The organism is Flammeovirgaceae bacterium SG7u.111 (assembly GCA_034044135.1).
Taxonomy (GTDB): domain Bacteria; phylum Bacteroidota; class Bacteroidia; order Cytophagales; family Flammeovirgaceae.
The window spans coordinates 3,817,176-3,840,417 of the sequence record CP139021.1 but is presented as its reverse complement, the minus strand read 5'-3'; the positions used below and the strand labels follow the sequence as shown (position 1 = coordinate 3,840,417).

Genomic DNA, 23,242 nt, shown 5'->3' with positions numbered 1-23,242 from the left:
TTGCTTTATAAAGTTTCTTCTATTAGCTTTAGATTGAAATGTTTTGCAGTGTCCAATTATTCTTGACTAACCCCAATTACTTATGAAGCTGTTCCTAACTATTTTCTCCATTACCTCACTAGTAATAGGCGTAGGTGTTTACCACTCTTTTTTGGAAAAAAGAGATCTAGAAGCCTACTTGGCAGATAAATGCAAAAAAGCAGAAGTTGTTGGGGAAATAGAAACAGCCGATTTGGTAGGCGTTTCAGGCTTGGAAGAAGAAAAGTTGGAGATTTACGAGGTCCTTAAAGAAAAGTTTATTCAGGACAAGGATGATGAAGCTAGTATTTGGTATTACCACAAGAGGTGGGGGTTGAAACTCCCTAAAGGCACAGGTTTGGCAGCACACCTCAATGAAAATGGAGAACTTTATTTGGTTAGCCATTATACAGGAGCTCAATCGCTTGACCATACGCAAATATTGGTGAGGGTAGGAGATCAAGTGATAGACAGTACGTTAGTGCCAAGAGTCGCAACCCCTAGATTGGCTGCTCAAAGTGGTGAAAAATACGAGTTTATAAGGTATGGGGGCGAAAAAGATAGGCAGATTTTGCAACTTATAGCTGAAAATACCGATAAAGAAATTTGGGTACGCTTCCTTGGCGACTCTTCTTTTGAGGACATGGTGCTTGACGAAGAATCTAAAACGGCGATCCGTGAAAGTGTAGAAATGTATCAACTTTTTAAATCGTAGAATTATTATGGGAATATTGGTTCCGTTGTTTGCTCTTTCTATTCCAATTGTGGCAATTATTGGAAGCTATTATTACAAAGTCCAAAAAATGAAGCTTGAAAGGCAAGCATTGGGCGGTGGAGATTTAAGATTGCTCGAAGAGCTAAAACAAGAAAATGCTAGCTTAAGGAAAAGGGTGGAAAACTTGGAAATGGTTACTAGCGACCCTGATATTAGCCAACTTGAAGGAGCTTCTACACAAGAACTCCAACATCAAATCGATTATTTAGCAAATGAGATTAAACAGTTGAAAGTAAGTAATTAATCTATTTTTTCTATGGAGTATTTTTTAGGTTTTGTTGCTTTAATGATCCCTATTATAGCAATAGTAGGTGGAATGATTTTAGGGTATCAGCGCATGAAGCTGAAAAGTAATAATGGGTTTGATGGAGAGAGCAAAAGAATGTTGATTGAGCTGAAGAACCGGGTGGAGCACTTGGAAATAATAGCTAGCGACACGCCAGCTTTGGATTCAGTTTCAAAAGATGAAATGCAGCAACAGATAGATTTGCTTGCAGGGGAAATAAAAAAGCTGAAAGCGAGTAGTTAACTTGCTTTCAGCTTAGGTATTTGGTTCGATCCAATAATTAATATTTTTCTCTTCTCCTACCGGTTGGGCAATCTGCGTGTTTGTCCATTACACTCCATTTAGATTGGTTTACTTTCCTGCCATTTACAGAGAACAAGTGCTTGTTTTCCTTCTTAGATTTTTTTGCATAGCTATTAGAAGAACAAGAAGTGCCTCCAATAAGCAGTGCCATTAAAAAAATCATTGACCATTTTCCGAAGTTAAGTTTGGTAATGCTGCTCAATCTAGCGTTGAAATTTTCCATGTTTGTTTAGTTTTTCGTTTGTTATTAGTTTATGAGGTTTGTCAGCTCATATATTGTTTTCAAAAACAAGTCTCAATTTTTGTACCTGCATCTTAGTAACGACCCTATATCGGTAACTATTAACAAGCGTGAACATTTGGTATTGAGCTGAATTGCCAAATCCTTGTAAGGTTTGGCGTTTTAGGGTAAAAAAAAACCTGTAATTGCTCCTTTTTGCGCTGAGAGCAGTGTGTCTTTGCCTAAAATTTTGTAAAAATCTATCCGTTTTATATAAAAAAAAGGCTTTTCTTACTTGGAAAGCCTTTTTGTGAATGGGGATAAAAAACTGGAAGACAACCTACTTGCTGTTAACAATATACCTTGAGAATTACTTTAAACAGGTTCTTTAGATCAAGATCCTGTTCTTTAAGCTCAGCTAAAGCTCAAAGAAATTCTTTTTTAGGGTATTGAATTTTTGAGTTTTAGCTTTTTCTTGCATTACTTTTTTGTACAAAACAAGTTGTTGTAAGCTTAGAAGGTCATCAACCTTATTTTTAAAGATAATTTTTTAGAGTATTTATAAAACCATCTATCTCTTCGGGGCTATTATAGATATGTGTGGATACTCTGAGGGAGTTCAATCCTGCTTCGGGCACCATCCTAACTCTGTATTTTTGCTTGTTAAGCTCTGACCAAAGGTCTTTGTAATTCATGCCGTTGTTTACCCTAAAGCCAATCAAAGTGCTTCTAGAAGCTTCTTCGCTGGGACTCAATAGCTTTACCTTCTCCCCAAGGCTTTGTAGTTGTTCATAAAGGTTTTCAGCTAGAGCCCGAGTTCTTAGCTCAATTGATTCAATACCTAACTCATCTAAGAAGGTAATGGCTTCGTCAAATCCGACCAGTAGCGCATCGTTTTGAGTGGCAAAATCATAGCGATGGGCAGTTGGGTTCCAGCCTTTTATTTTTGCTGGCTGCAAAGTCCATCCAGCATCCGAATACCCACCGACCCAAGAGGGCTCCAGTTCATCTAGCTTACTTTCTTTAACATAAAGAAACCCTGTTCCTTTTGGGGCGAGCATCCACTTGTGTCCGCAACCAGCATAAAAATCACACCCTAATTCCTCTAAATTGATCACTTTCCAGCCAGGGGCTTGCGCGCCGTCAATCGCAGTGTAAATTCCTTTCGGCTTAGCCAATTCCACAATCTCTTTTATGGGAAATACAAGCCCCGTAGTACAAGTGACATGAGGCAAAGCTATCACCTTTGTGCGCTTGGTAATGAGGGCGTTAATCAACTCTAAGTTTTCAGCAACACTATCCCCAGGTTCAAATGACTTGACAACTAGTCCGTCTTTTTTTGCCCTGTTCAACCATGGCAAAGCATTTCCTACATGTTCATGGCTACATAAAATGATTTCATCATCTTTAGAAAGAGGCAAGCCACTTGCAACTATATTTATTCCTTCAGAGGTATTGTGTGTGAGTGCTAATTCGGAGGGTTTCACCCCGAAAAAATCGGCAAGTTTTTGTCTGGTATTATGCTTTTTTGAATAAGAGGCTGTTTCGTTCACAGCATCCATTCTTTTTTTAACGGCATCGAGGACTCTTGTTGGCGATGGTCCCATCGTACCGTTGTTCATAAATACTTTCTCAGTGTTGAGCGGGAATGTTTTTCTAATACTTTTCCAATCAAGCTCGCCCTTGTCTATGTATAGGGGCTGGTCTTTTGGAGGGTTACTAAATGTTGATGTGGGGTTGAAAATAAAAGCGCCTAAGCTACTTGCAGAGATTTTTTTGAGAAAACTTCTTCTTTTGTGGTTCATGTAATGATTGTTGTAGTTGTGTATTTGTGTTTCTAATAAAGTTAGGAAAGAAAATTTACAGAACTAGCATCCTTTAGTGATTTCCTGCACTTAAAAGGTGATTTTCCATAAGTAAGGCAAGGTTGAAGGCACGGCAACGAAATCGCACTTGAAAAAAAGCAAGTTTATCTAATTTACGAAACTTGGGAGAGCTGCTTAGTGACCAAAGGCTTACATAAAAGAAATCCTCTTTAATTATTTGTGACTTCTTGAATCCTGCTATAGTTGGAGGAATAGGGATATTTAAGCGCTTCGCCGAAATGCTTAAGAGCAACCTATCCATTTCGTTTCGAGGTGGGTTTTCAAGTTCTTTTCTAACGCTTTTTACCAACGCTTTCCTCAAAGGAAATACTTCTGGGCGGTGGGTAACATGTACTAATCGGCTCGTATGGTAAAGGATATGACTGCTCCTTGGATAGCTTGGCGCAACTACAAAAGGGCTGGAGATATGCTCTTCTTTCTCTATTACCGAAGTGATGTATTTTAATGAGTCAAGGTCGTGCTGATTGAGCGGCTGTTCGCTGTTGAGCAATAGCATTAGCAGATTGCTGAGCACGCAGCAATCGAACTCAATGTACATTTTCTCTCCAAAAAAAGTAGAATAAGCTTGAAGGTGGGAATAATGGGGAAAAGTATGTCCAATCTGTTTTCCCGAACTGATGTTTGCATGCTGTGGAAGCTTGTTTTTGAGCCAAGCTACTTGTCTCTCATTTTTTTTTGAAGTAAGGTAAATGAGCGAGGTGTCGTCTACATCGTCCGCAGGGCGGAGAAACTGCAAGCGGTGTGCTAAAATACCATGGGGGAAGTGGGCATTGGGCTTGTGCTCGAAGAAATTGTAGGTTTCCCGTTCGGTATTTTTCCTGTAATAAGGATAACAAGCGGTTACTTTTTGGCAAATATCATCGGCAAGTCTCTGTTGGGCTGTAGTCAAAAGCGGGCGAAACCGCTGGAGGAGAAAGCAAATAGCGGCAGAAAGGAAAATGTTTTCGTCGATTCGGTGGTAGGGTAAAAAGCGATGCTCGCGAGTAGAAGGAAAAATGCCATCACGCAGCAGGGGATGTTTTTTTGCTTGTAGATTGGCAATTTCTTTGAGCAATTCGCCAATTTCTTTTTTGTGCTCTGAGGTAGTAGTTTGGTTCATAGTTGCCAAACTTAGGCCTAAGCCAAATTTTATACAACGTTCTACAAACAAAAAAACAGTCCCCAACTCTTGAGGACTGTCCAATCTATAAGGAAATCAATAAAAATTGATTAAATATGAGCTTAGTGGGCGTATTTGTAAGAAACACCAGGCCTAAAAGTAGCGTACTGGTTGATTTTTTTAGGAGCTGAAGTGTCGTCAATTTTGAGTTCTTCAGTTTTCACATAAATACCTTCTACTTTGTCAACTTTTTCTTTGTTGTCTTCCCAAAGTTGCTCTTTGAAGGTATCGTACCATTCGTGGAATTTGTCCATTGATGAGAAGAAACGAGTTTCGATTACTGTTGTGCCGATTCCCGCTCTCACAATTCCTCTTTCGCTTTTGATGTATTTCTCGATGATTGAAGCTTTGATTAACATGATCTTAATATTTTATGTGTGATACTTTTTTTTGTTTTTTTGGAGATTGGCCTTTCAACCAATCTCTATACAAAAGTACGCTGATGTAGCTCTCAAATCTATATCGATAAAATTGTATTTTTTTTTACAAAGAAGATACGATGGCGACCATCCGTAATTATTCGGATGGTTTTTTGGAAAGGGCATAAAAAAACTAAAATCGCTAGATTAAGCCCAAGTGGGCTGCTTTTTTTATTAGCTCTGCGGTGTTGGTCACAGCTAATTTTTTCATCATATTTACCCGGTGGGTCTCCACGGTGCGGGTGCTTACGCAAAGCTCATCGGCAATTTCCTTGGTAGTTTTTCCATCCGAAACCATTTCCAATATTTCCGACTCCCGTTCCGATAGTTTTTTGATTTGTGTGCCTTCTACCGCCATGTTGTTGATCATCAACTCCGTAATTCGTCGGTTAAAATACTTATGCCCATCAACAACGGTTTCTATCGCTTCAATCAGTTCTTCTTTGTCAGCATTTTTGAGCAAATAGCCGAAAGCTCCGCTACGCACACACTTTACCACATACTGCCCGTCGTCGTGCATAGAGATGGCTATAAACTTTATTTTGGGGAATTCTTTTTTTGCAATTTTCAATACCTCAAACCCATCCATTACAGGCATTCCAAGGTCGAGCAACACCACATGAGGCATTTTGCCTGCGCGAAGCTCATCAAGTAGTTCTTTTCCATTGCTCACTCCGCCAAGCACTTCAAATGTTTCCACACTCGAAAGGAGCGAAATGATACCATCCCTAAATAGTTGGTGGTCGTCAGCTATAAGTATTTTTATCATAGACTAAATGATTGAACTTTAATAAAGGCATTCCATTTTCCATGAGGAGTAGGCTGCCAATACCAAGGTTGTTTTATAAAATAGCACTGGTACTTGATTTTGGGATTTCAATTTCTATAGTAGTCCCATTTTTATCCGAATCTAAGAAAAATTCCCCTTCCAACACCCTACAGCGCTCTTGCATATTCAAAATTCCCGATCCAAGCTCAACTTCATCAATATCAAACCCTTTTCCGTTGTCTTTAAAAAAGAAGGAAACCTTGTCCTCAAATTCGGTAATGGACAGTTTTATTTCGGTAGCATCAGCGTGTTTCACGGAATTGTTGAGCGCTTCTTGGGCTATTCTATATAACCCCATATTTATTTCAGGAGCAATAGTGCGCCCAGGCTCAAACGAACTTACATATTTTATATCAATCCCGCTGGCACTTTTCACCGTTTCTACAAATTTCAAAAGCGAAGGGCCTACGCCAAAATCGATGAGGGCTTGTGGCATTAGGTTGTAGGTCATCCTCCTTACTTCGTTAATTGTTTCATCCAACAATTCAGTAAGGTGGTTTATTTCCTTTTCGGAAATAGGCAGGGACTGGATGGTGATTTTCAAGGTGGTAAGCAAAGGACCTAATCCGTCGTGAAGTTCCTTGGAAAGCCTAAATTGTTCCTTGTCTTGGCCTTCTAGTAGTGCTTTTTGGGTTTCTAGTTGGAATAGTTCCTCTTTTTCTTTGTACTCTAGGAGCTTATCTCTCATCCGCAGTAGCGCATTCCCCAGCGTATCGTATTTGCTGAGGGGCTCGTAGTTCTGTTCGAAATCGAAATTTTCGATACTATCCGCAAAGTTTTTTGCCCCGTTGATCGATTGTAGCAACTGTTGCAGAGCATTAAACATTTCGTAGATTTCATCTTTCATCCGTGGCTCGCGCACATAGATGTTGAATTTCCCCTTGGCCATTTCGGTAAGAAAAGTTTTCATCCGCACTAGCGGGGCAACTATTATCTTGGCTAAGAAAAAAGAGGTGATGCCCGTAAAAATCAGCATAAGGCAAGAGATCAAAACGAGCTTTTGCTTCATGTCATTCAGCGGGGAAAGAACTTCTTCTTTATCTATTTCGGTAAGAATGACCCAGTTGAGTTCAGGGATTTCTATTCGTTGAAAAACACTGTAGACGCTGATGTTTCTGTAATCGGGGAAAATACCCATTCCCTTTTTACCATTTTGGGCTTTTCGTACCCCTTCTGTGTTTACTTGTATATCCTTTGGTGCAGAAGGAAAAAAACGGGATTTGGAAAGCATCACCCGATCAGGGCCTACCAGATAGCTTTCCCCTGTTTGTCCCATTCCAGTGCGCTCGTCCAAAATCTGCTGGATATTTTTTAACCGGGAAAAGCAAACAGCAAGGGTGGTGTCATTTGCCTGTTGCCAAAAGAGTACGCTGGCCTTGCCGTTTTTTGTTAAAAAGCATGCGTTTTTTAGCTGGATGCCAGTAGTGGACCGCAAGCTGTCTATATCGATACGAAGCCTTTCTAAAGTTTTTTTATCAGAAGTGTTTACATAAAAAACACTATCCTCGAAAGATAAGGGTAAAGGATCGTGCTGGGACTGGAAGATTTCTGCAACCACTTTTCTTTTTTCCTCTATATAGTCTTCTATCTGGATTTTTTTCAGTTGTTGGATAGAAGAAAGGTGTAGCAAGGTCCGCTCGTCGAGTGCTGCTTTAAACTGTTGGTAAAAGACAACAGAAAGAAATGCTACCAATGGGACTACCAAAAGGTTGATCAGTAAAACTAGCTTGAACCTTACCGAAAATCTCATTTCCGCCTTTTCTTTTTCGTGAAGTTCTTTTTCTTTTTGTCATTTCTATGAAGCCATGGGGCATCTTCCTTAGAGGTAAGCGGGCGTTTCTTTTTTTCATGGAAAGCACCCTTATAATTTGGGTTGTCTTTCTTTTTCTGCTCATCAATTTCCCTGTCTTGTTCCTGCTTCTCGTGGAAATCGGTAGGGGTGATTTCTACTCCATCTGGTACGGGGAGCTCAGGGACTTGCATCCGAATAAGTTTCTTTATCTTATTGATGTGGTACGATTCCGCCGGATTGCAAAAAGTTATCGCCTTGCCTTCGTTTTCAGCTCTTCCGGTTCTGCCAATTCTGTGGACATAATCGTCATACATCACAGGGACATCAAAATTGATCACATGGCTTACCATGCTCACATCTAAACCTCGTGAAGACACATCGGTGGAAACCAATACTCGAACTCCGCCATCTTTAAAAGCGTCAATTGCATTGATGCGTGAGTTTTGCCCTTTGTTTGCATGGACAATCCGAATGTCCCCTTCGGCTTTTCGTGTCAAAAATTTGCCGATATTGTCAGCAGTTTCTTTCCTCCTTACAAACACAATCACCCTTTTGAATTCCTCTGTATCTTCCAAAAGATAAAGAAGCATATGGATTTTGGACTTGAAGTTTGGGATACGGTAAATGCATTGCTCAATGGTTTCGGCAGTGGTGGCTGGGGGCGTAACTTCTATCATTTCTGGGAATTCTAGGAATTCTTCGGAGAGCTTCACCACTTTTTCGGGCATGGTAGCCGAGAAGAGCATGTGCTGCCTTTTGCCGGGCAGGAGTTCGAGCAAGCTTCTTATCTGGGGCATAAAGCCCATGTCCATCATGCGGTCGGCTTCATCGAGGATCATAGTTTTTACTTGCCTCAAAAAGACCCCGCCTCGTTGGTAAATATCGATAATTCTGCCAGGTGTTCCTACTACAATATCAACCCCGCCAGCCATGCTTTCAATTTGCTTGGTGGGTCCAATTCCTCCATAAAGCGCCACGTGCCTAAGATCGGTATAGGCACCAAGTTTCGAGATTTCTTTGTCAATTTGAATGACAAGTTCCCTTGTAGGCGCAATGATCAGCGCTCTTGGATGCTCGCCCTGTGCATATTTTACCTTCATGAGCAAGGGGAGAAGATAAGCGGCCGTTTTCCCTGTTCCTGTTTGGGCTATCCCAAAGATATCTTGCCCCGCCAAAATACGTGGAATTGCCTTCTCTTGAATAGGAGTAGGGGTCGTATAGCCCGCATCGGCAATTGCATTTAGCAGTTGCTTGTTCAATTTAAAATCCTCAAAACTTTTCTTCTCCTCTGCCATTGTCTATTGATTTTGTTGCCCTACATAAGGCGTAGGGATTTACCCCTTCGTATTGGTTATTGGTAATAAATGACGGGTGCAACCCCGTCATTTCCAGTTTTAATTTCCACACTGCAAATCGCTACCAATAGGCGAACCTGCTGGCGGATTCAATGTTTCAGGAATATCGATATCTTCCGGGTTGTCCAAGAAGGTTTTTATCTGAGATTTTAAGTACATAAAATGTGCTTTTTGATTTTCATTTCTTTCTTTAGGAAGTTTCTCGTCAAGCCATTCTGCTGTTTCCGAAAGCTTAAGCATCGCTACCGCTTTCGCCTGTTCAGAAGCATTTTTGTTCATTACCAAAGCCATGATGTTTTTAATAGATAGTTTTCCCACCATTCGGCTGGTTTCCCCAGCAAGCCCTTCTGGAATAGGCAAAGCTTTAAGAGTCTGGTCTAGTGTAAGGTCAATTACCTTAGAAAGACTAGGTTGTTCGGCATTTCTTGCGGGAAGCTCAACGAGCCTATTTGCCCTTTGTGCGTTAAAAAGCAAGCCAAGAGTAAGTTGGGCTGCATTTTCAGCAGCGGTCAGCGGATCGAAAGTAACGCCAGTGCGGTTGGCAAAAGTTTCCCTGCTTCGGCTAAACCCAACCGGTCTTGGAGGGATTTTTTTGATCAATTCTTCTGGTAAGGTCAAAGCGCTAGGGGAAATAGTTGCCAAAAGCTCTTCTAAAGCATCTAACTGTGTTTGCGCTGGAATCATCTCGGTCACTATTTGATCATCCCCTTTTATGGCGTAGCTATAATTTAAGCCTCCAATAGTTTTCACTGCGGCTTCCACTTGGTATCTGTGCAACATAAACATAGGCACAAGGATTTCTTCGATGGTTGCCATTGGCATGCCTTCTTGGATTTTCGATTCATCAAAGTTTGCTAGTACAAATTCACGGATTCTCATGATACGTGTGAGCTCATCCACTGCACTTTTGCCGTTGTCCCAAAGGTGAGCACTGGGGTGTGCACCACCCTTAGCACGAGCATCCGAATCTGAGATATAGCGATAGCCATCTTTGATGTAATCTTCTATAATGGTGGCAAGAGCCTTTTCTTCGTCTACATTGTCAGGGTAATCTTGGTAGCCATATGCTATGGCGATTTTGTCCCATTCGCCAATACCTGTTGCGTAAGCGTTAGAAAGGTCAATGCTTCCATTACCTCGCATTTTTATAAGTGGGTGAGGATAATCCATAACCGAGGCGCGATCATTGGTACTTGCGGCAAAGTTGTGTAACAAACCAATAGTATGGCCAACTTCGTGGGCAGACAATTGCCTTAGCCTTGCCAAAGCCATTTCCATTGCTTCTTTCGATTCCATGTTTCCATTTTTAAAAGAGGCAATGAGTCCAGAAGCTATTAGGTAATCTTGGCGAACCCGAAGCGAGCCTAAACTTACGTGTCCTTTGATGATTTCACCCGTGCGCGGATCACGAATAGAGCTTCCGTATGACCAGCCCCTCGTTGAGCGATGTACCCAATTTATTACGTTGTACCTTGCATCCATTGGGTCAGCATCTTCTGGAAGAAGTTTGACTTGGAAAGCATCTTTATAGCCAATAGCCTCATAAGCTTGGTTCCACCAAGAGGCCCCTTCAAGTAGCGCCGAACGGATAGGCTCAGGCGTTCCCGGATCGAGGTAATATACAATTGGGTCGATAGCCTCGCTAACCTTGGCTGTAGGATCTTGCTTCTCCAACCTATGGCGCAGTATGAATTGCCTTTTTATAGGGGAATAAATAGGTGTAGCATAATCGTAGTAACTAGTTGGGATGTATCCGCTTCTTGGGTCATATTTCCTAGGCGTGTAGTTGCTGTCAGGAAGTTTGATGAAAGAATGGCGCTGACGTACTGTTACCAATGAGGCTGTAGGTGTTACTGAGCGTATGTATCCACCTTTGGGTTTGCCCGAAAATGTAAGGGTGACTTCAAATTCACAGTTGTTGGGGAAATTTTTGGTCATGGGCATATAAACTGCTGATTTGCTTGCATCAAGCGAATACGAACCTTGGTTTGCCCTCGCTAACCGACTTGCCACCCCGTGCACATCTTGCAACAAAAACTTGCTTGCATCTACCAAGAATTTGCCTTTTGCTTCGGCAACAATCTCAAACCCCCAAATGACCGATTTGGCAAATGCATCTTCCACCGCTTTCTGTTCTGCGGTATTGTCTGTTATTGCACGGTAGTCATAATTATTTTCTACCATCAATATCTTATCTCCATGTCGCTCAAACTGCACTACCCGCTGAGGACCAAGTTGCCCCCTGTCTAAGCCTATGTCGTTGGAGCCTACTCCTGCGGGGAGTGAGCCTACATAGAGAAATTCTTCTTTGAGGCGGTCGATTTCAAGGAAAATCGCCCCTTTTTTGTTGTCCCAATAAAAATTGTAAAAGCCTTCAAAAGCTTTGGCTGTTTTTACTTTTCTTTCGATTGGATCAAGGCTGTTGTCATTGTTCTTTTTGTCTTTTCTTTGAGCCAAAAGCGGAAATGCTAGCAATAAAGCTAGGAGGTATAGTGTGGTTCTTCTCATGCGGTTGTGTTTTTTTAAGCATAGACCGAGTTGCTATTAACTATCGACCAAACAGGGTGTGTGTTTTTTAAATAAATGCCTTATACCCCAAAATTAAACTTTTTGTGGCTAGTACAAGCAATTGGGAAAGAAAATGAGAGAAAAGTATTAGGAGAGATGGGTGGATTTGTTGAAAAAGCCTTAAGCCCTGACAAAGAAAAAGCGGCTTATGCCGCTTTTTCTTTCAACAGAGTATTTGTGTATTTTACATAAATATTGCCTTTTTTAAAACTGATGTAGTTTTTTATTGGCTCAAGATGATCTTGCGGATTGTGTCAAGTTTCATTTCATCTTTGGCTAATTCTTCTTCTAATTTTCTCAGTTGGTTGATTTCCTGTTTGCTGCTACCCTCTTTCTTTTTTATAATGCTGAAAAATACTGCAACTAAAAAGAGGATAAGAATGAGGATGCTAGCAACTAGTTCAATATTCATTTTTTTTAATGTGTTTAAGCTGCCAGAGTTTTGCGTTTGAGGCGTAGTGACAGCGCTCTCTACTTTTTCATATACTTTGAGTACTTGGTCAGGATAAATCGTATTATCTATCTTCAAGTTGTTTATTTCCAAGAACTTTTCAAGATCCATGTTATGAGCTTTGGCAATGGTGATAATGCCTTCGCTTTTTTGGACTTTGTATTCAATCAAGTTTTGTTGGGCAAAGCTTGAGTAAGAAATAGCGCTAACACATAACAAGATAATTATTAGGGCAAGAAATTTACTGGTGTTTTTCATAATTGAGATAGTTTGGGGAATGACGGAATAACTCAAGTTTTACCAGAATATCCATGACCAAAAGAGAAGACTTTTGGAGGGAACCAGAACGCATTAGAATAAAGGTAATGTGATGTTGGCTAGTTGAGGAGCAGGTTGATGATAGTAGGTGATGCTTAATGTAATATTTATGCTTACATATGTACGGTTAAATTTAAGAAAAGGTTAGTCTGTTATTAAATAAATTGATAGTAACCAGTTGATTATAGATTGATTGTCGCTCGGGAATGTTTGTTTTCTAGATAAAACTATGATGTAAGTATTAGATTATAAAAGAACCAAATAGCGTACCTGTTATGATCGATAAACCTATTTTTAGTGTGTTTTTTTATTAGGGAAGGTAAATTTATATTTGCGCTTCAAATAGTGATAAATGAAAGAATTTAAAACACTCGGAAAGTGGTTGCTGATAATCTTACCCATGTCGGTTATGGTTGGCACTGCCAATGCCTTTTTCCTCTGGACGCTAAAACTTGCCACCGAATACCGAATAGCTCACCCTTGGCTGTTGTATCTTTTACCCTTGGTAGGGCTGTTGATTGTTTGGGGATATACCAAGTTTGGGAAAAACTCCGACAAAGGAAATAACCTTATTATGGATGAAGTTCACGAGCCGGGTGGGGGAGTCCCTTTTCGAATGGCGCCTTTGGTATATTTTGGTACCATATTGACCCATTTGTTTGGTGGGTCGGCAGGGCGAGAGGGAACGGCTGTTCAGATAGGCGGCAGCATCTCTGCGCTTTGGAGTAAGGTAATAAAGCTTGAAGAAAAGGATAGCCGAATACTTTTGATTTCAGGTGTTGCAGCAGGGTTTGGTGCTGTGTTTGGTACGCCTCTCACTGGAGCTATTTTCGCCCTTGAAGTATTAGCTATAGGCAAAATCCGCTACGATGCCATTATTCCTGCACTTTTGGCAAGTATCCTTGCCGACATGAGTTGCTCTGCATGGGGGCTAGGGCATACCCACTATTCAATTATTTTTGAAGAGCAAACAACCATTTTCGATGCGCACGTAAAAGTAAATCTGTTGCTTATGCTCAAGGTCATTTTGGCGAGTGCAGCCTTTGGCTTGGCAGGTTTCCTCTTTGGAGAGCTTACCCACCGGATCAAAGACCTTTCAAAACGGTTTATCAAAAATCCTTACCTCATTCCTTTAGTAGGTGGAGGGGTAGTTATTGCGGTTACTTTTCTTTATGGAAATTATGACTACAATGGTCTCGGCGTATACGCCTATCAAGAGGGAGGAGTGTCCATTCTCAACTCGTTCAAAGAGGGTGGGGCTGATGCATTCAGTTGGCTCAAAAAGCTAGTGCTTACGGCCATTACCCTTGGTACTGGCTTTAAAGGAGGTGAAGTAACTCCCTTGTTTTTTGTAGGCTCCACTTTGGGCAATACACTCGGCTGGCTGATGGATGCGCCCATAGACTTGTTTGCTGGCTTGGGCTTTATTGCCGTATTTGCCGCAGCTACCAATACGCCTTTGGCTTGTACCATAATGGGTGTTGAATTATTTGGATCTGAAAATACCTTGTATTTTGCCGTAGCCTGTTTTGTTGCCTATTATTTTAGTGGGCATACAGGAATCTATTCATCTCAAAAAGTAGGAGTTCCAAAGCTTTTTGATTACATACAGGACAAAGAAAGAAATCTCGGCGAAATAAGAAAAGATACGCTTGAAGAACGCAAGAAAAACCGAGAGAAAAAGAAAAACTAAATCCTTACTTCTTTCTTAGATAGTATTCATATACCGATCAAATCAATATTTACGAGGTTGTTGCCCGTTTAGTGGTAAGATATCGAAGGACCATTATGTGGTAACCTACCCCCCCCCTCTGTTCCTGCTTTAAAATACTTATTGTTTTATGAGCTGGCTAATATTGGGTTGATTGATGGGAGGTATAAGTTTTGCTGTTTGTTACACTTTAGCTGTGACAATTTTTTATATTGCACGTAAGTTATTGATGAAAAAGCATAACTTTGGTACGGGATTTTTTCTGCTTTTGCTAAGCTGTTAATCAACTACGAGTTATGCTTAAAAAGTAGAACATTAAGAATTGATATTATTTTAAGAATTTATTATTGTTTTTTTGTTAAAACACAAGATATTACAGTGTGTGTGTTTTAATATATCTAATATAGATTATTTGTCAGTTTACTATTCAGGTTTATTAATTAACATTAAACATACTATGATAGTATATGAAAATTCAAAAGTAAAGATTGAGTATGATCAAGATAAACAAAGGATAACTCAAACTTGGACTGGGTTTGCTCCGTCAGTTGATTTTAGAAACGCTATTGACGCTACAACCAAATTCATGGAGAGCAATACTGTGAAAACTATAATATCCGATACGATAAACCAAGAGGTGGTAAAGCGAGAGGATACTGAGTATGCCCGTTTGGCAATGCCCAAAATGTTCCAACATGGTCTTGAGGCTATGGCATTTGTGCTTCCCGAAAATATCTTTACTCAAATTTCTTTAAAAAAGTTTGCCGATAAGGGTGCAACTGAAAGTGTTCAATATTTTAAATCAATTGCAGAGGCTGTAAACTGGTTAGATAAGAACTATGCCTAGAAACTTGGTTGGATATTAGACTTGGTATTTAACTTGCTGTTTTATTACAGATGCTCCTATTATAAAAATAAGTGTTTTACAATATTGCTGTCTAGCTAGGCAGTAGGAATGAGGCAATAAACATAGCTCAGTTTTTGCGTCAACAACTCAACCAGACAATAATGTATACGTTTACTACACCCAAAATCTACGATGCTCTTGAGTATATCATGAGCTATTATCCAGATAAGTTTACAGAAAAGGCTAAGACTGAAATAGAGATTTTTCTTGACCATTGTCTTGAAGGAATCACTGATGATTCGGAAAAGTTTTTATCTACGCTCATTATAAAAGCGCTTAAAAATTTGATTGAACCAATACAGGGGGAAGAACATATTTACTTGAAAAAGTATGAAATCCCTCAAATCGAGCTTTTCAACGTGCTTATAGATGAGTTCCCTTTTGTGAAATGGGGGCACGAGTTAGCCAATACGGTTGTGTTTGATAAGCTGAAAGATAGAAAAAAAGCGGTAATCCTTGATGTAGGGATAGGCCAAGGGATTCAGATTAAAAACTTGCTTTTGAAGCTAGCGCAATCAGAAACCTTGGAAGATGTGCTTGTAGTTGGAGTTGAGCCTTTTGGGGATGCTCTTGAAACAGCCGAGAAAATCATTTATGATACAGCGGGAGAAGTACCTTTCAATGTTGCATTTACTCCCATACATGCCTTCGTCCAAGACTTGAAAGCCAATGATCTAAAAGGTGCGATGGCTGGGCATGAAGGCGATGTAATGGTGGTTTCTTCTTTGGCACTACACCATATTCAGACCCAAGAAGAACGTTTGCATGTACTAAATGCGCTTCGTGAGTTAAATCCTGCTGGAATAGTGCTTATAGAGCCTAATTCCGATCATTTCGAACCCGATTTTTATCAAAGGTTCCAGAATTGTTACCAGCATTTTTACCACATATTTAAAGTGGTGGATAATCTGTCTGTAGATACAAAAATCAAAAATGGGCTTAAGCTTTTCTTTGGTAGAGAGATAGAAGATATCCTTGGAAAAGAGGATAATGGGGAACGATTTGAGAAACATGAACCTGCTTCTAAGTGGATAGAAAAGCTTGGCAATTGTGGCTTTGAAGTAAAAAATGACTTCTTGGATGACCTTCCCGTTATACAAAATGGAAAGATTGAACTTGGGTTTATGCCTGAAGGTTTCCTAGGATTTACTTTCGAGACAGAAACGGTTCTTTCGGTGATTTATGCTGAGGCAAAAGAAGAAGTCGTATTTGGCTAATTCATAGAATAGCGAACCTGTTCTAAACTTATCCGTTGGGTAGCTTTGCCACAAAAGCTACCCAACGGTTTTTTTTGTTTGTCGATAAAGACATATGACTCTGTACGATTTTCCAACCATCTTCTTGTTTTTGAAGCGTTACTCCCAAACAAGCTGCCCATTGAATTCGGATATCCCTTTAAGTATCAACTTTAGTTTTACTAGAAGAGTGAAAGTAACCACGTCTTTTGGCAGAACTTGAAGATTCCAGATTCTAATTGTATTGTGTAATTCTTCGACGGAAGGTTCAATATCTTTATAAAAGCTTGTACTTCCAATAGTTTACAAAAATGAATGCCTTTTTTATCTATTAATGCGAATCAAGGGTTAAAATCCCATTAAAATAAAAAGGGCTGAAGCAAATTTTCCAAAAGCGTGAACCATCAGCCCTTTTTCTGACCTTACTTTTGATGCATTTTGAATGTCGACTTTTTCAATCAACCAACTAAAGAAGACTTCTACAGCCTGTCTAGTTCTTGATACAGCTTTGCCCCAAAATGATATAAAGGCCTCATTATATCGCCTTTCCCATTCCGTTCCGCCCTTTTTTCTCTTTGGAGGACATAAAAGCCGGATATTTCTTTCCTCACATAACCCTGCCACTTCCTTGCTGAGGTATGCCTTGTCCCCAAATACATTTACCGCTGTCATTGGTGGGAGCAGCTCTTTAAAAACGGTGATATCATGTGCCGTAGCGGCAGTGACACCTACCCATTTCGGTATGGGCAAGGAGTTGGGGCGGTTTTGGACCAAGCAGTGCATCTTGACGCCATAATAGTAAATCCCTTTGGTCTTGGAATACGTTTTTGTAGAGATATTTCTGGCTACTTTTCCATACCGGTTTCCTTTACAGAGTATAATGGGAAACGAATCTATAGAATAGTCATTCCCATCATTTATATGTAAACCAGCATTATAGCAGAGCAATACCTCTATCAACAATGGCAAAACGTCGGACAATCGGTTTAAACGGTTATTAAATGCTTGGTAGCTAGGGAGGTCAGGAAACCAGCTTTTCCAATATTTAGTGATGTATCCATATATTTTAGAAACCTGGGTTTTCTCTTCTTCCAGCAGAGCAAAGAAATAACACGTCAATAGTTCAACATCAGTAAACTTTACCACTGTATTGTTGCTGAATCTTTGGCAATGATGGCACAATATGTTATTATAGCAGTCATCCAGAAAGCTATAAAGGTTGATTATTTTAAGTTTCACACCCTAAAATAAACCCTTTATGGCTTTTCTTTATATCAGGAATATTTCTACCCTTGATTCGCATTATTAATTAAATTACCATAAAAGACCCCTTCTTGGTTCATAAACGTACCGTCCTTTCTATTCAAGTCCAATCTTCCTCCTTCAAAATTCGTTGCGGGTAATCCCAGTTCTTGGTAAATACATGCCGTGGCGGCAAAGTCCCATATGCACCCTCCACCATTCTCTTTTTTGGGGAACTTCAGCATACATGCTGGTCCATTTTCCAGTACAAGGATGGCATTCAGCACTGAACCCGCACCAGCAATTTCTGTTACTCCACTCAAGCCCAACTTTTGTACATGTTCGTGAAGCAAGCTTTCTATTTCTGCTGCACGAGGTGTATTTTTCAGCTTTCGATCTGTTACGTAGGTCAGGTGGTCATTTCTATGCTCAATTTCCCAAGGGCTGCCATTTTTAAAAGCACCATTTCCTTTGATGGCATGGTACAATGTATCCGTATTCGGATCAAATACGATTCCAATGTACGGCGTCCCATCTTTGGCGACTAAAGCAATTGACACAGAAAAACCAGGTTGCCCATTGATAAAAGGAAGCGTTCCATCCATCGGGTCAATGCACCAGAAAAAGTCTTTTTCGAATCGACTACCATTATCTTCGGTCTCTTCCGATAAAAGTGCCAAATCAAATTGGTCGCAGGTGGGAAGCAGGTGGGAAAGAATTACTTTTTCGCATGCTATATCAACTGCCGTCACTACTTGTGAAGCATAGCTTATCCCACCTTTCTTTTTCTCCACTTTCACCTCCTCATTCCTATACTTCCAAATGACTTTTGCCGCTGAAAGGGCTGCCTCTATCGCTATTTCGTTAAGTTGTAGCAGGTCCATTTCTATAAGTTATTGATCACTTCTGCTGTTATGCGTTCACTATAGCTATTAATTTTCCAGTGACCGGGGCTCCATCCTTTCAGGAAGCGATGAAAATCCGCCCAGGCTATCCGGTACAAAGACCGCCATTCCCTCTCAAGCGCTTCATTTCTTTCCTCAAGTTCATTTTGTAAATGCCCGAAATAGGTATCCAAGATTCGTGCTTCCAAGCGTTCACACTCACTTTCGTTCAGACAACTTCCTATAAAATACGCCACATCTTTCATCCCACACCCGCCGCCTACGTACTGAAAATCTACCCCGGCGACTTGGCCATCATTAGCAAAACAGAAGTTTGCCAGCTTGGCATCCCCGTGTACAAACGTTTGGTACGTGCAGCTATTCAGTTTTTCATTAATAACCGGAGCTGCCTCCCTCAATCGTTGGTCATTCAATACTGCCAATTCCTGCAATCTGGTTTCCAAATGCCAATAGGTGCCTATTTCCCAAAGCCCATCTGGGGGTTTCCCCAAATAACTTGCATGAAATTGCGCCAACCATGCCAAGCACTCAGCTATATCTTCCCATGTGACAACATGCTTTCGCAAGTGATAACCAACAGCATCCAAATCCTCCAACACCATTAGCACCTCATCCTCTTTCGTATCAATGGCCAAGCATTGGGGCAGACGGGCGGTACTATTTTTACTGTATAGGTCATACCATGTGGTTTCTACTTTGTACGATTTCACCTTTCGTTGATGACCGATATCCGTGTTCCACCCTCGGGGATGATTCTTATAGATGGGCACCTGAACGTGTTTTACCACTACACTATCGACAGAAGCGTTCTCCAACCCAACTCGCATGATTTTCCCGTACCCACTCCACAATTTCTGGATCATCTCTTTTTCAACTAAAGAAGATGCGCCTGTTCTCTGCAGGATGATTGATCTAAAATATTCATTCATATGCTTCCAAATATAACAAAATGGCAAGTAGGAGTTGAGTTTGTAATTTTTCCAAGGAAGTTGTTTTACAGGGGTTAAAACACCCAAAAACCTCTGTACTTTTCAGCACAGAGGTTTTTTGAGCTTGTCGATAGAATTAATTATTAACAAGCTCTGTCAAAACATTTTTCAATCGACTTTGATCAATTGGTTTGATTAAGTAGTTACTTGTTAAACTATACCGTTCAGCTCTTTTAATATCTTCTTCGTTATTTGAACTTGTTAAAATATAAATAGTAATTTTTTGTTCTATCGGTATTTGAGTGAATTCGTCCAGAAACTGCCATCCATCCCAAACGGGCATGTTCAAATCCAGAAAAATGATTTCGGGCAATTTTTCGCTATTCTGGATCATGATTTTTAATGTGGAGTATGCCTCCTTACCATTTTCACAAACTATAATTTTTTCGACAAGTCCTGATAGTTCGATATAATTCTGAGTTATGAACAAATGCATTGGATCATCTTCTACAATACAAGCTAAGTCTATCTTCTTCATTTTATTAGAGTTATTTTAAAAGTTGTACCTACGTTTACTTCACTTTTTACATCTATTTTACCACCCATATTTTCTATTTGGTTTTTGGTAAGGAATAAGCCTACACCTCTGGAATCATGGTGATAATGGAATGTTTTGTACATCCCAAACAGTTTGTCACCATGTTTTTTCAGGTCTATGCCCAGTCCGTTATCTTCGAAAGATATAGCCACCGTGGATTCTTCCATATTTGCATAAATCTTCAGATAGCCTGGTCTTTCTTTGCTTCTATATTTTATAGCATTCGTGATCATATTTAGCACAATACTATCAAGGTATGCAGGAACACCCTTGACAACAAGGTCTTTGTCTATATTATTGATGATTTCAAATTGCGCTTTTTTTATTAGTATGTTCAGACTCTCTGTGTTTTTTTGAATGACTTCATGGATATTTACTTTTGAAACATCAGACTTTGTTAAATTCACTTTTATTATTTTTGTTAAATCATGTACAGTCTGTTTCAGATTTTCGGCTCCTTTATTAAGAAAATCAAATAATTCACTATTGAATATATCTGGATGCCTCATTTGAATTAAATTAATAATTTCAGAAATACCTCCACTGTGCGACCGCAGGTTGTGCGATACAATATGGGCAAAATTGCGGAGTCTTTCATTTTGCTGATTCGTAATGTCAAGTAAAGACTTGATCTCTTTCTCTATCTTTTTTAATTCACTAATGTCTGTTGCCACGCCTAAATACTCTACTATTTCATCGTGATCAAGTATGGCGTTAACTGAGAGTAGTACAGGAAAAGTTGAACCGTCTTTTCTTACATAGGTCCATTCTCTGGTTGTGGGTACACCAATTTTAGCTTCATAGACAAAGGTTTCAAAGTCTTTTATTTCTTCATTGTACTTTACTGACAGTTCTTTACTCTGCCTTTCTACCTCTTCGGTAAGGTGAATAAGTCCTGGATTGTGTTTGCCGACAACTTCTTCTGCTTTGTACCCAAGTAGCTGTTCAGCACCGGAGTTGAACAAAGTTATTGTACCCTCTTTATCGGTAGCGATAATGGCAACCTGTTTGCTTGCGTCCAGAATAGCTTGCAAACTGGAAATTGCTTCTTGTAGCTTCCTTTCATGTTCTTTTTCCTTGCTAATATCCCTTACAAAAGACCAAATTAGTTTTTTTTCATTGCTATCCTTTATTATCACTCCCTGAAGAGCTATTGGGTACCGTGAGCCATCTTTACGAATGTATTCTTTTTCAAAGAGATCATAGCTTCCTTTGCTTTCAATTTGTTGCAGCGCAGTAGCTTCAAATGGCTCATACTCTTTAGGGGTGGTATCCCAATAGCTAAGTGCTAAGAACTCCTCCTTTGCATAGCCTGTTGGTTCCAGTAATTTATCATTTACGTCTAAAAACTTACCAGTTTCGTATTCAGTTAAGGCTATTCCTATCGGAGATAAATTGTATAAAGCAGATAACAAGTTTCTTTGGTATTCAATATCTGAAAGGAGTTTTTTGCTTTCGGAAATATCTATTATTTGCGAAATAAAATGGAGCACATTACCCTCTTTATTCTTTACCATAGATACTGCCAATAGGATATGGACGATATGTCCGTCTTTATGGAAGTATCGTTTTTCCATTTGATAATGATCCCTTTTATCTTCAATAAGTTCATGCAAAAGTGCCAAATCAGTATTTAAATCATCAGGATGTGTAATATCTTGAAATGTAAGTTCTAATAATTCCTCTTGTGTATACCCAACTATTTCACAGACTTTAGTATTTACTTCTAGCCATTTTCCCTTTTCGTCCAGCAAAGCCATTCCAATCGCCGCATTTTCGAAATTTCCCCTGAAAGCTTCTTCACTTATGCGCAGCCTCTCTTGCTCATACTTCCTTTCGGAAATATCCTGATGGGTACCATACATCATCAAAGGCTTTCCATCCTCACTCCATTCAAAAACCTTTCCCCTGTCATACACCCATACCCAATGCCCTTCTTTATGCTTCATACGAGCTTCAAACTCATAGTACTCTGCCTTTTTCTCAAAACAATCATTTAGCCTGCGTCTAGATTCTTCCAGGTCATCAGGGTGGGCTAAGTTCATCCAGGTTTCTATACTCAAAGGAGCAAGTTCTTCTAGTGTATAGCCCACGATTTCAGCCCATCGATCATTGAACACTATCTCACCTGTTTGCACATTCCACTCGCAGGTACCCACATTGGTGCCCTCGATTGTGGATTTATACCTAATTTCATTCTGCTTTATGTTGGTGATGTCCTGAAAGCTACCAACGAGTTTATCGCCCACTTTCCTGCCTGTAGCCCGTACCCAAATCAAATTTTCTTTAGCGGTGATCATTTGGCATACTAAGTCATAGGGTTTACCATCTACACTGCACTGTGCCACAGCCTCTGAAATTATAGGTTTGTAGTCAGGGTGGTAAAACTCTAGTCCACTTGTTTTGTTAGGGTTAAAACTCTTAGGCACTTCGTGTATGTCATAAATGATATCGCTCCAGATAATTTTGCCCGATATAATATCCAGTTCCCACATACCCAACTCATTCGCTTCTTGTATGTTTTGGAGTAATATATTCTTTTTATCCAGCTCTTCATTCAGAATATCAAGCTCAATGCTTTTTTTTCTGGCTTCAAAAAACTTTACTGCCTGCCTCGCTAATTTTTTAAGCTGTTCTAGCTGTGATTTGTCGAGCTTTTTAGGTGTGTCATCAATTGTGCAAAGTGTACCTAGGGGATAGCCATCGTTTGTGACTAAGGGAATACCTGCATAGAAGATGACATACGGATCACCGGTGGTAAAAGGGTTGTCTTGAAACCGCATATCTTTACGGGCATCCTCTACAATGAATGGTTCATTAGGTTTATTGATAGCGTGGGCGCAAAAAGAATAGTCTTTTGGCGTTTCGCGTACTTCCACGCCATGATGAGAAAGGAACCACTGCTTATCTTCAGTGATTAGGCTAATTAAAGATATTTTTGTACCACATATTTGAGCGGCCATAGAAGTGATAAAGTCATAATCTTCATCTTCGGCAAGTCCAATCAATTGATAACTTTCCAGTTCTTTTAGTCGTTCCAAGTCATTTTTTGGTATTTCAGGACTTTTCATAAGATGTTTTTGTTGTCAAAATGTTTGCTAACATTTGTATAGCAGGATAATTCCTGCTCCATAGCCGCTGTGGAGCAGAGGCTGTTATTTCCCTTCTACATATACCGTAAGTTAACTTACAAATCCAATTTGTCCAAGTGGGCTAACAATGTTTTCGATAGCCTTTTTGTTGATATGTGTATATGTTTTCAGTGAGCCGAAGTCTAAAATAAACCGACGACATCGTTTTAAACAATGTCGTCGGTTAGTACTAAAGTGGGTAGTG

21 protein-coding genes are annotated in these 23,242 nt (G+C 39.9%); 7 read left to right on the top strand and 14 right to left on the bottom strand.

The features are described 5' to 3' along the window. The first annotated feature begins 82 nt into the window (after nucleotides 1-82). From R9C00_14955 to R9C00_14945, 3 genes are read left to right on the top strand one after another with little or no spacing between them, the layout of a single operon-like run. On the top strand, nucleotides 83-733 hold the full coding sequence (locus tag R9C00_14955) for a hypothetical protein (GenBank protein WPO33000.1): 651 nt from the start codon (nucleotides 83-85) through the stop codon (nucleotides 731-733). Nucleotides 734-740: 7 nt separating this feature from the next. Continuing rightward, a complete protein-coding gene (locus R9C00_14950) occupies nucleotides 741-1,037 on the top strand; it encodes a hypothetical protein (GenBank protein WPO32999.1) in 297 nt (98 codons plus the stop codon). 12 nt (nucleotides 1,038-1,049) lie between these two features. Then, nucleotides 1,050-1,322 (top strand): hypothetical protein, encoded by a 273-nt coding sequence (locus R9C00_14945; protein ID WPO32998.1) that lies wholly within the window; start codon nucleotides 1,050-1,052, stop codon nucleotides 1,320-1,322. A gap of 37 nt (nucleotides 1,323-1,359) precedes the next feature. Here R9C00_14945 and R9C00_14940 read toward each other — a convergent pair whose 3' ends face one another. The 8 genes from R9C00_14940 to R9C00_14905 all read right to left on the bottom strand — a co-directional run bounded on the left by R9C00_14940 (nucleotide 1,360) and on the right by R9C00_14905 (nucleotide 11,550). After that, nucleotides 1,360-1,605, bottom strand: a complete 246-nt coding sequence (locus tag R9C00_14940; protein ID WPO32997.1) for a hypothetical protein — start codon at nucleotides 1,603-1,605, stop codon at nucleotides 1,360-1,362. Between the two features lie 533 nt (nucleotides 1,606-2,138). Next, nucleotides 2,139-3,407, bottom strand: coding sequence for an aminotransferase class V-fold PLP-dependent enzyme (locus R9C00_14935; GenBank protein ID WPO32996.1), 1,269 nt, complete (start codon nucleotides 3,405-3,407; stop codon nucleotides 2,139-2,141). 73 nt (nucleotides 3,408-3,480) lie between these two features. Then, the gene (locus R9C00_14930) at nucleotides 3,481-4,587 is read right to left on the bottom strand and encodes a hypothetical protein (GenBank protein WPO32995.1); all 1,107 of its coding nucleotides are present in this window, start codon (nucleotides 4,585-4,587) and stop codon (nucleotides 3,481-3,483) included. A 122-nt stretch (nucleotides 4,588-4,709) separates the two neighbouring features. Then, the gene (locus tag R9C00_14925; protein WPO32994.1) at nucleotides 4,710-5,006 is read right to left on the bottom strand and encodes a hypothetical protein; all 297 of its coding nucleotides are present in this window, start codon (nucleotides 5,004-5,006) and stop codon (nucleotides 4,710-4,712) included. Nucleotides 5,007-5,208: 202 nt separating this feature from the next. Beyond that, complete coding sequence (locus R9C00_14920; GenBank protein WPO32993.1) at nucleotides 5,209-5,835, bottom strand: response regulator transcription factor; 627 nt, start codon at nucleotides 5,833-5,835, stop codon at nucleotides 5,209-5,211. A gap of 73 nt (nucleotides 5,836-5,908) precedes the next feature. After that, nucleotides 5,909-7,645: a histidine kinase gene (locus R9C00_14915; GenBank protein ID WPO32992.1), complete on the bottom strand. Its 1,737-nt coding sequence runs from the start codon at nucleotides 7,643-7,645 to the stop codon at nucleotides 5,909-5,911. Beyond that, complete coding sequence (locus R9C00_14910) at nucleotides 7,642-8,982, bottom strand: DEAD/DEAH box helicase (protein ID WPO38749.1); 1,341 nt, start codon at nucleotides 8,980-8,982, stop codon at nucleotides 7,642-7,644. The genes R9C00_14915 and R9C00_14910 overlap by 4 nt, the downstream gene beginning before the upstream one ends. Before the next feature lie 99 nt (nucleotides 8,983-9,081). Continuing rightward, on the bottom strand, nucleotides 9,082-11,550 hold the full coding sequence (locus R9C00_14905) for a zinc-dependent metalloprotease (protein ID WPO38748.1): 2,469 nt from the start codon (nucleotides 11,548-11,550) through the stop codon (nucleotides 9,082-9,084). Nucleotides 11,551-11,652: 102 nt separating this feature from the next. On the opposite strand from R9C00_14905, the gene R9C00_14900 reads away from it, so the two are divergent. Beyond that, complete coding sequence (locus tag R9C00_14900) at nucleotides 11,653-11,802, top strand: hypothetical protein (GenBank protein WPO38747.1); 150 nt, start codon at nucleotides 11,653-11,655, stop codon at nucleotides 11,800-11,802. Nucleotides 11,803-11,833: 31 nt separating this feature from the next. Here R9C00_14900 and R9C00_14895 read toward each other — a convergent pair whose 3' ends face one another. Then, nucleotides 11,834-12,319 (bottom strand): LysM domain-containing protein, encoded by a 486-nt coding sequence (locus tag R9C00_14895; GenBank protein WPO38746.1) that lies wholly within the window; start codon nucleotides 12,317-12,319, stop codon nucleotides 11,834-11,836. Nucleotides 12,320-12,731: 412 nt separating this feature from the next. Here R9C00_14895 and R9C00_14890 point away from each other — a divergent pair, with 412 nt between their 5' ends. The 3 genes from R9C00_14890 to R9C00_14880 all read left to right on the top strand — a co-directional run bounded on the left by R9C00_14890 (nucleotide 12,732) and on the right by R9C00_14880 (nucleotide 16,214). Then, on the top strand, nucleotides 12,732-14,072 hold the full coding sequence (locus R9C00_14890) for a voltage-gated chloride channel family protein (protein ID WPO38745.1): 1,341 nt from the start codon (nucleotides 12,732-12,734) through the stop codon (nucleotides 14,070-14,072). Nucleotides 14,073-14,547: 475 nt separating this feature from the next. Further along, nucleotides 14,548-14,937 carry a hypothetical protein gene (locus R9C00_14885; GenBank protein WPO38744.1) on the top strand — a complete coding sequence of 130 codons (390 nt, stop codon included), beginning with the start codon at nucleotides 14,548-14,550 and terminating at the stop codon, nucleotides 14,935-14,937. A gap of 161 nt (nucleotides 14,938-15,098) precedes the next feature. After that, nucleotides 15,099-16,214 carry a GRAS family protein gene (locus R9C00_14880; protein WPO38743.1) on the top strand — a complete coding sequence of 372 codons (1,116 nt, stop codon included), beginning with the start codon at nucleotides 15,099-15,101 and terminating at the stop codon, nucleotides 16,212-16,214. 366 nt (nucleotides 16,215-16,580) lie between these two features. Here the strand turns inward: R9C00_14880 and R9C00_14875 are convergent, their stop codons facing one another. The 5 genes from R9C00_14875 to R9C00_14855 form a co-directional block, all read right to left on the bottom strand. Further along, nucleotides 16,581-17,378 (bottom strand): transposase, encoded by a 798-nt coding sequence (locus R9C00_14875; protein WPO38742.1) that lies wholly within the window; start codon nucleotides 17,376-17,378, stop codon nucleotides 16,581-16,583. Between the two features lie 140 nt (nucleotides 17,379-17,518). Then, nucleotides 17,519-18,358 (bottom strand): inositol monophosphatase family protein, encoded by an 840-nt coding sequence (locus R9C00_14870; GenBank protein ID WPO38741.1) that lies wholly within the window; start codon nucleotides 18,356-18,358, stop codon nucleotides 17,519-17,521. Between the two features lie 2 nt (nucleotides 18,359-18,360). Beyond that, nucleotides 18,361-19,308, bottom strand: a complete 948-nt coding sequence (locus tag R9C00_14865; GenBank protein ID WPO38740.1) for a phosphotransferase — start codon at nucleotides 19,306-19,308, stop codon at nucleotides 18,361-18,363. 136 nt (nucleotides 19,309-19,444) lie between these two features. After that, nucleotides 19,445-19,846 (bottom strand): response regulator, encoded by a 402-nt coding sequence (locus R9C00_14860; GenBank protein ID WPO38739.1) that lies wholly within the window; start codon nucleotides 19,844-19,846, stop codon nucleotides 19,445-19,447. Continuing rightward, nucleotides 19,843-22,977, bottom strand: a complete 3,135-nt coding sequence (locus R9C00_14855) for a PAS domain S-box protein (protein WPO38738.1) — start codon at nucleotides 22,975-22,977, stop codon at nucleotides 19,843-19,845. Before R9C00_14855 ends, R9C00_14860 begins: the two co-directional genes overlap by 4 nt. Between the last annotated feature and the right edge of the window lie 265 nt (nucleotides 22,978-23,242).

Excerpts from the sequence above, each read along its gene's own strand:
- R9C00_14925 (WPO32994.1), bottom strand. The coding sequence starts at position 5,006 with ATGTTAATCAAAGCTTCAATCATCGAGAAATACATCAAAAGCGAAAGA.
- R9C00_14905 (WPO38748.1), bottom strand. The coding sequence starts at position 11,550 with ATGAGAAGAACCACACTATACCTCCTAGCTTTATTGCTAGCATTTCCG.
- R9C00_14895 (WPO38746.1), bottom strand. The coding sequence starts at position 12,319 with ATGAAAAACACCAGTAAATTTCTTGCCCTAATAATTATCTTGTTATGT.
- R9C00_14945 (WPO32998.1), top strand. The coding sequence starts at position 1,050 with ATGGAGTATTTTTTAGGTTTTGTTGCTTTAATGATCCCTATTATAGCA.
- R9C00_14880 (WPO38743.1), top strand. The coding sequence starts at position 15,099 with ATGTATACGTTTACTACACCCAAAATCTACGATGCTCTTGAGTATATC.
- R9C00_14865 (WPO38740.1), bottom strand. The coding sequence starts at position 19,308 with ATGAATGAATATTTTAGATCAATCATCCTGCAGAGAACAGGCGCATCT.
- R9C00_14920 (WPO32993.1), bottom strand. The coding sequence starts at position 5,835 with ATGATAAAAATACTTATAGCTGACGACCACCAACTATTTAGGGATGGT.
- R9C00_14935 (WPO32996.1), bottom strand. The coding sequence starts at position 3,407 with ATGAACCACAAAAGAAGAAGTTTTCTCAAAAAAATCTCTGCAAGTAGC.
- R9C00_14910 (WPO38749.1), bottom strand. The coding sequence starts at position 8,982 with ATGGCAGAGGAGAAGAAAAGTTTTGAGGATTTTAAATTGAACAAGCAA.
- R9C00_14915 (WPO32992.1), bottom strand. The coding sequence starts at position 7,645 with ATGAGATTTTCGGTAAGGTTCAAGCTAGTTTTACTGATCAACCTTTTG.
- R9C00_14855 (WPO38738.1), bottom strand. The coding sequence starts at position 22,977 with ATGAAAAGTCCTGAAATACCAAAAAATGACTTGGAACGACTAAAAGAA.
- R9C00_14860 (WPO38739.1), bottom strand. The coding sequence starts at position 19,846 with ATGAAGAAGATAGACTTAGCTTGTATTGTAGAAGATGATCCAATGCAT.
- R9C00_14950 (WPO32999.1), top strand. The coding sequence starts at position 741 with ATGGGAATATTGGTTCCGTTGTTTGCTCTTTCTATTCCAATTGTGGCA.
- R9C00_14870 (WPO38741.1), bottom strand. The coding sequence starts at position 18,358 with ATGGACCTGCTACAACTTAACGAAATAGCGATAGAGGCAGCCCTTTCA.
- R9C00_14940 (WPO32997.1), bottom strand. The coding sequence starts at position 1,605 with ATGGAAAATTTCAACGCTAGATTGAGCAGCATTACCAAACTTAACTTC.
- R9C00_14885 (WPO38744.1), top strand. The coding sequence starts at position 14,548 with ATGATAGTATATGAAAATTCAAAAGTAAAGATTGAGTATGATCAAGAT.
- R9C00_14890 (WPO38745.1), top strand. The coding sequence starts at position 12,732 with ATGAAAGAATTTAAAACACTCGGAAAGTGGTTGCTGATAATCTTACCC.
- R9C00_14955 (WPO33000.1), top strand. The coding sequence starts at position 83 with ATGAAGCTGTTCCTAACTATTTTCTCCATTACCTCACTAGTAATAGGC.
- R9C00_14930 (WPO32995.1), bottom strand. The coding sequence starts at position 4,587 with ATGAACCAAACTACTACCTCAGAGCACAAAAAAGAAATTGGCGAATTG.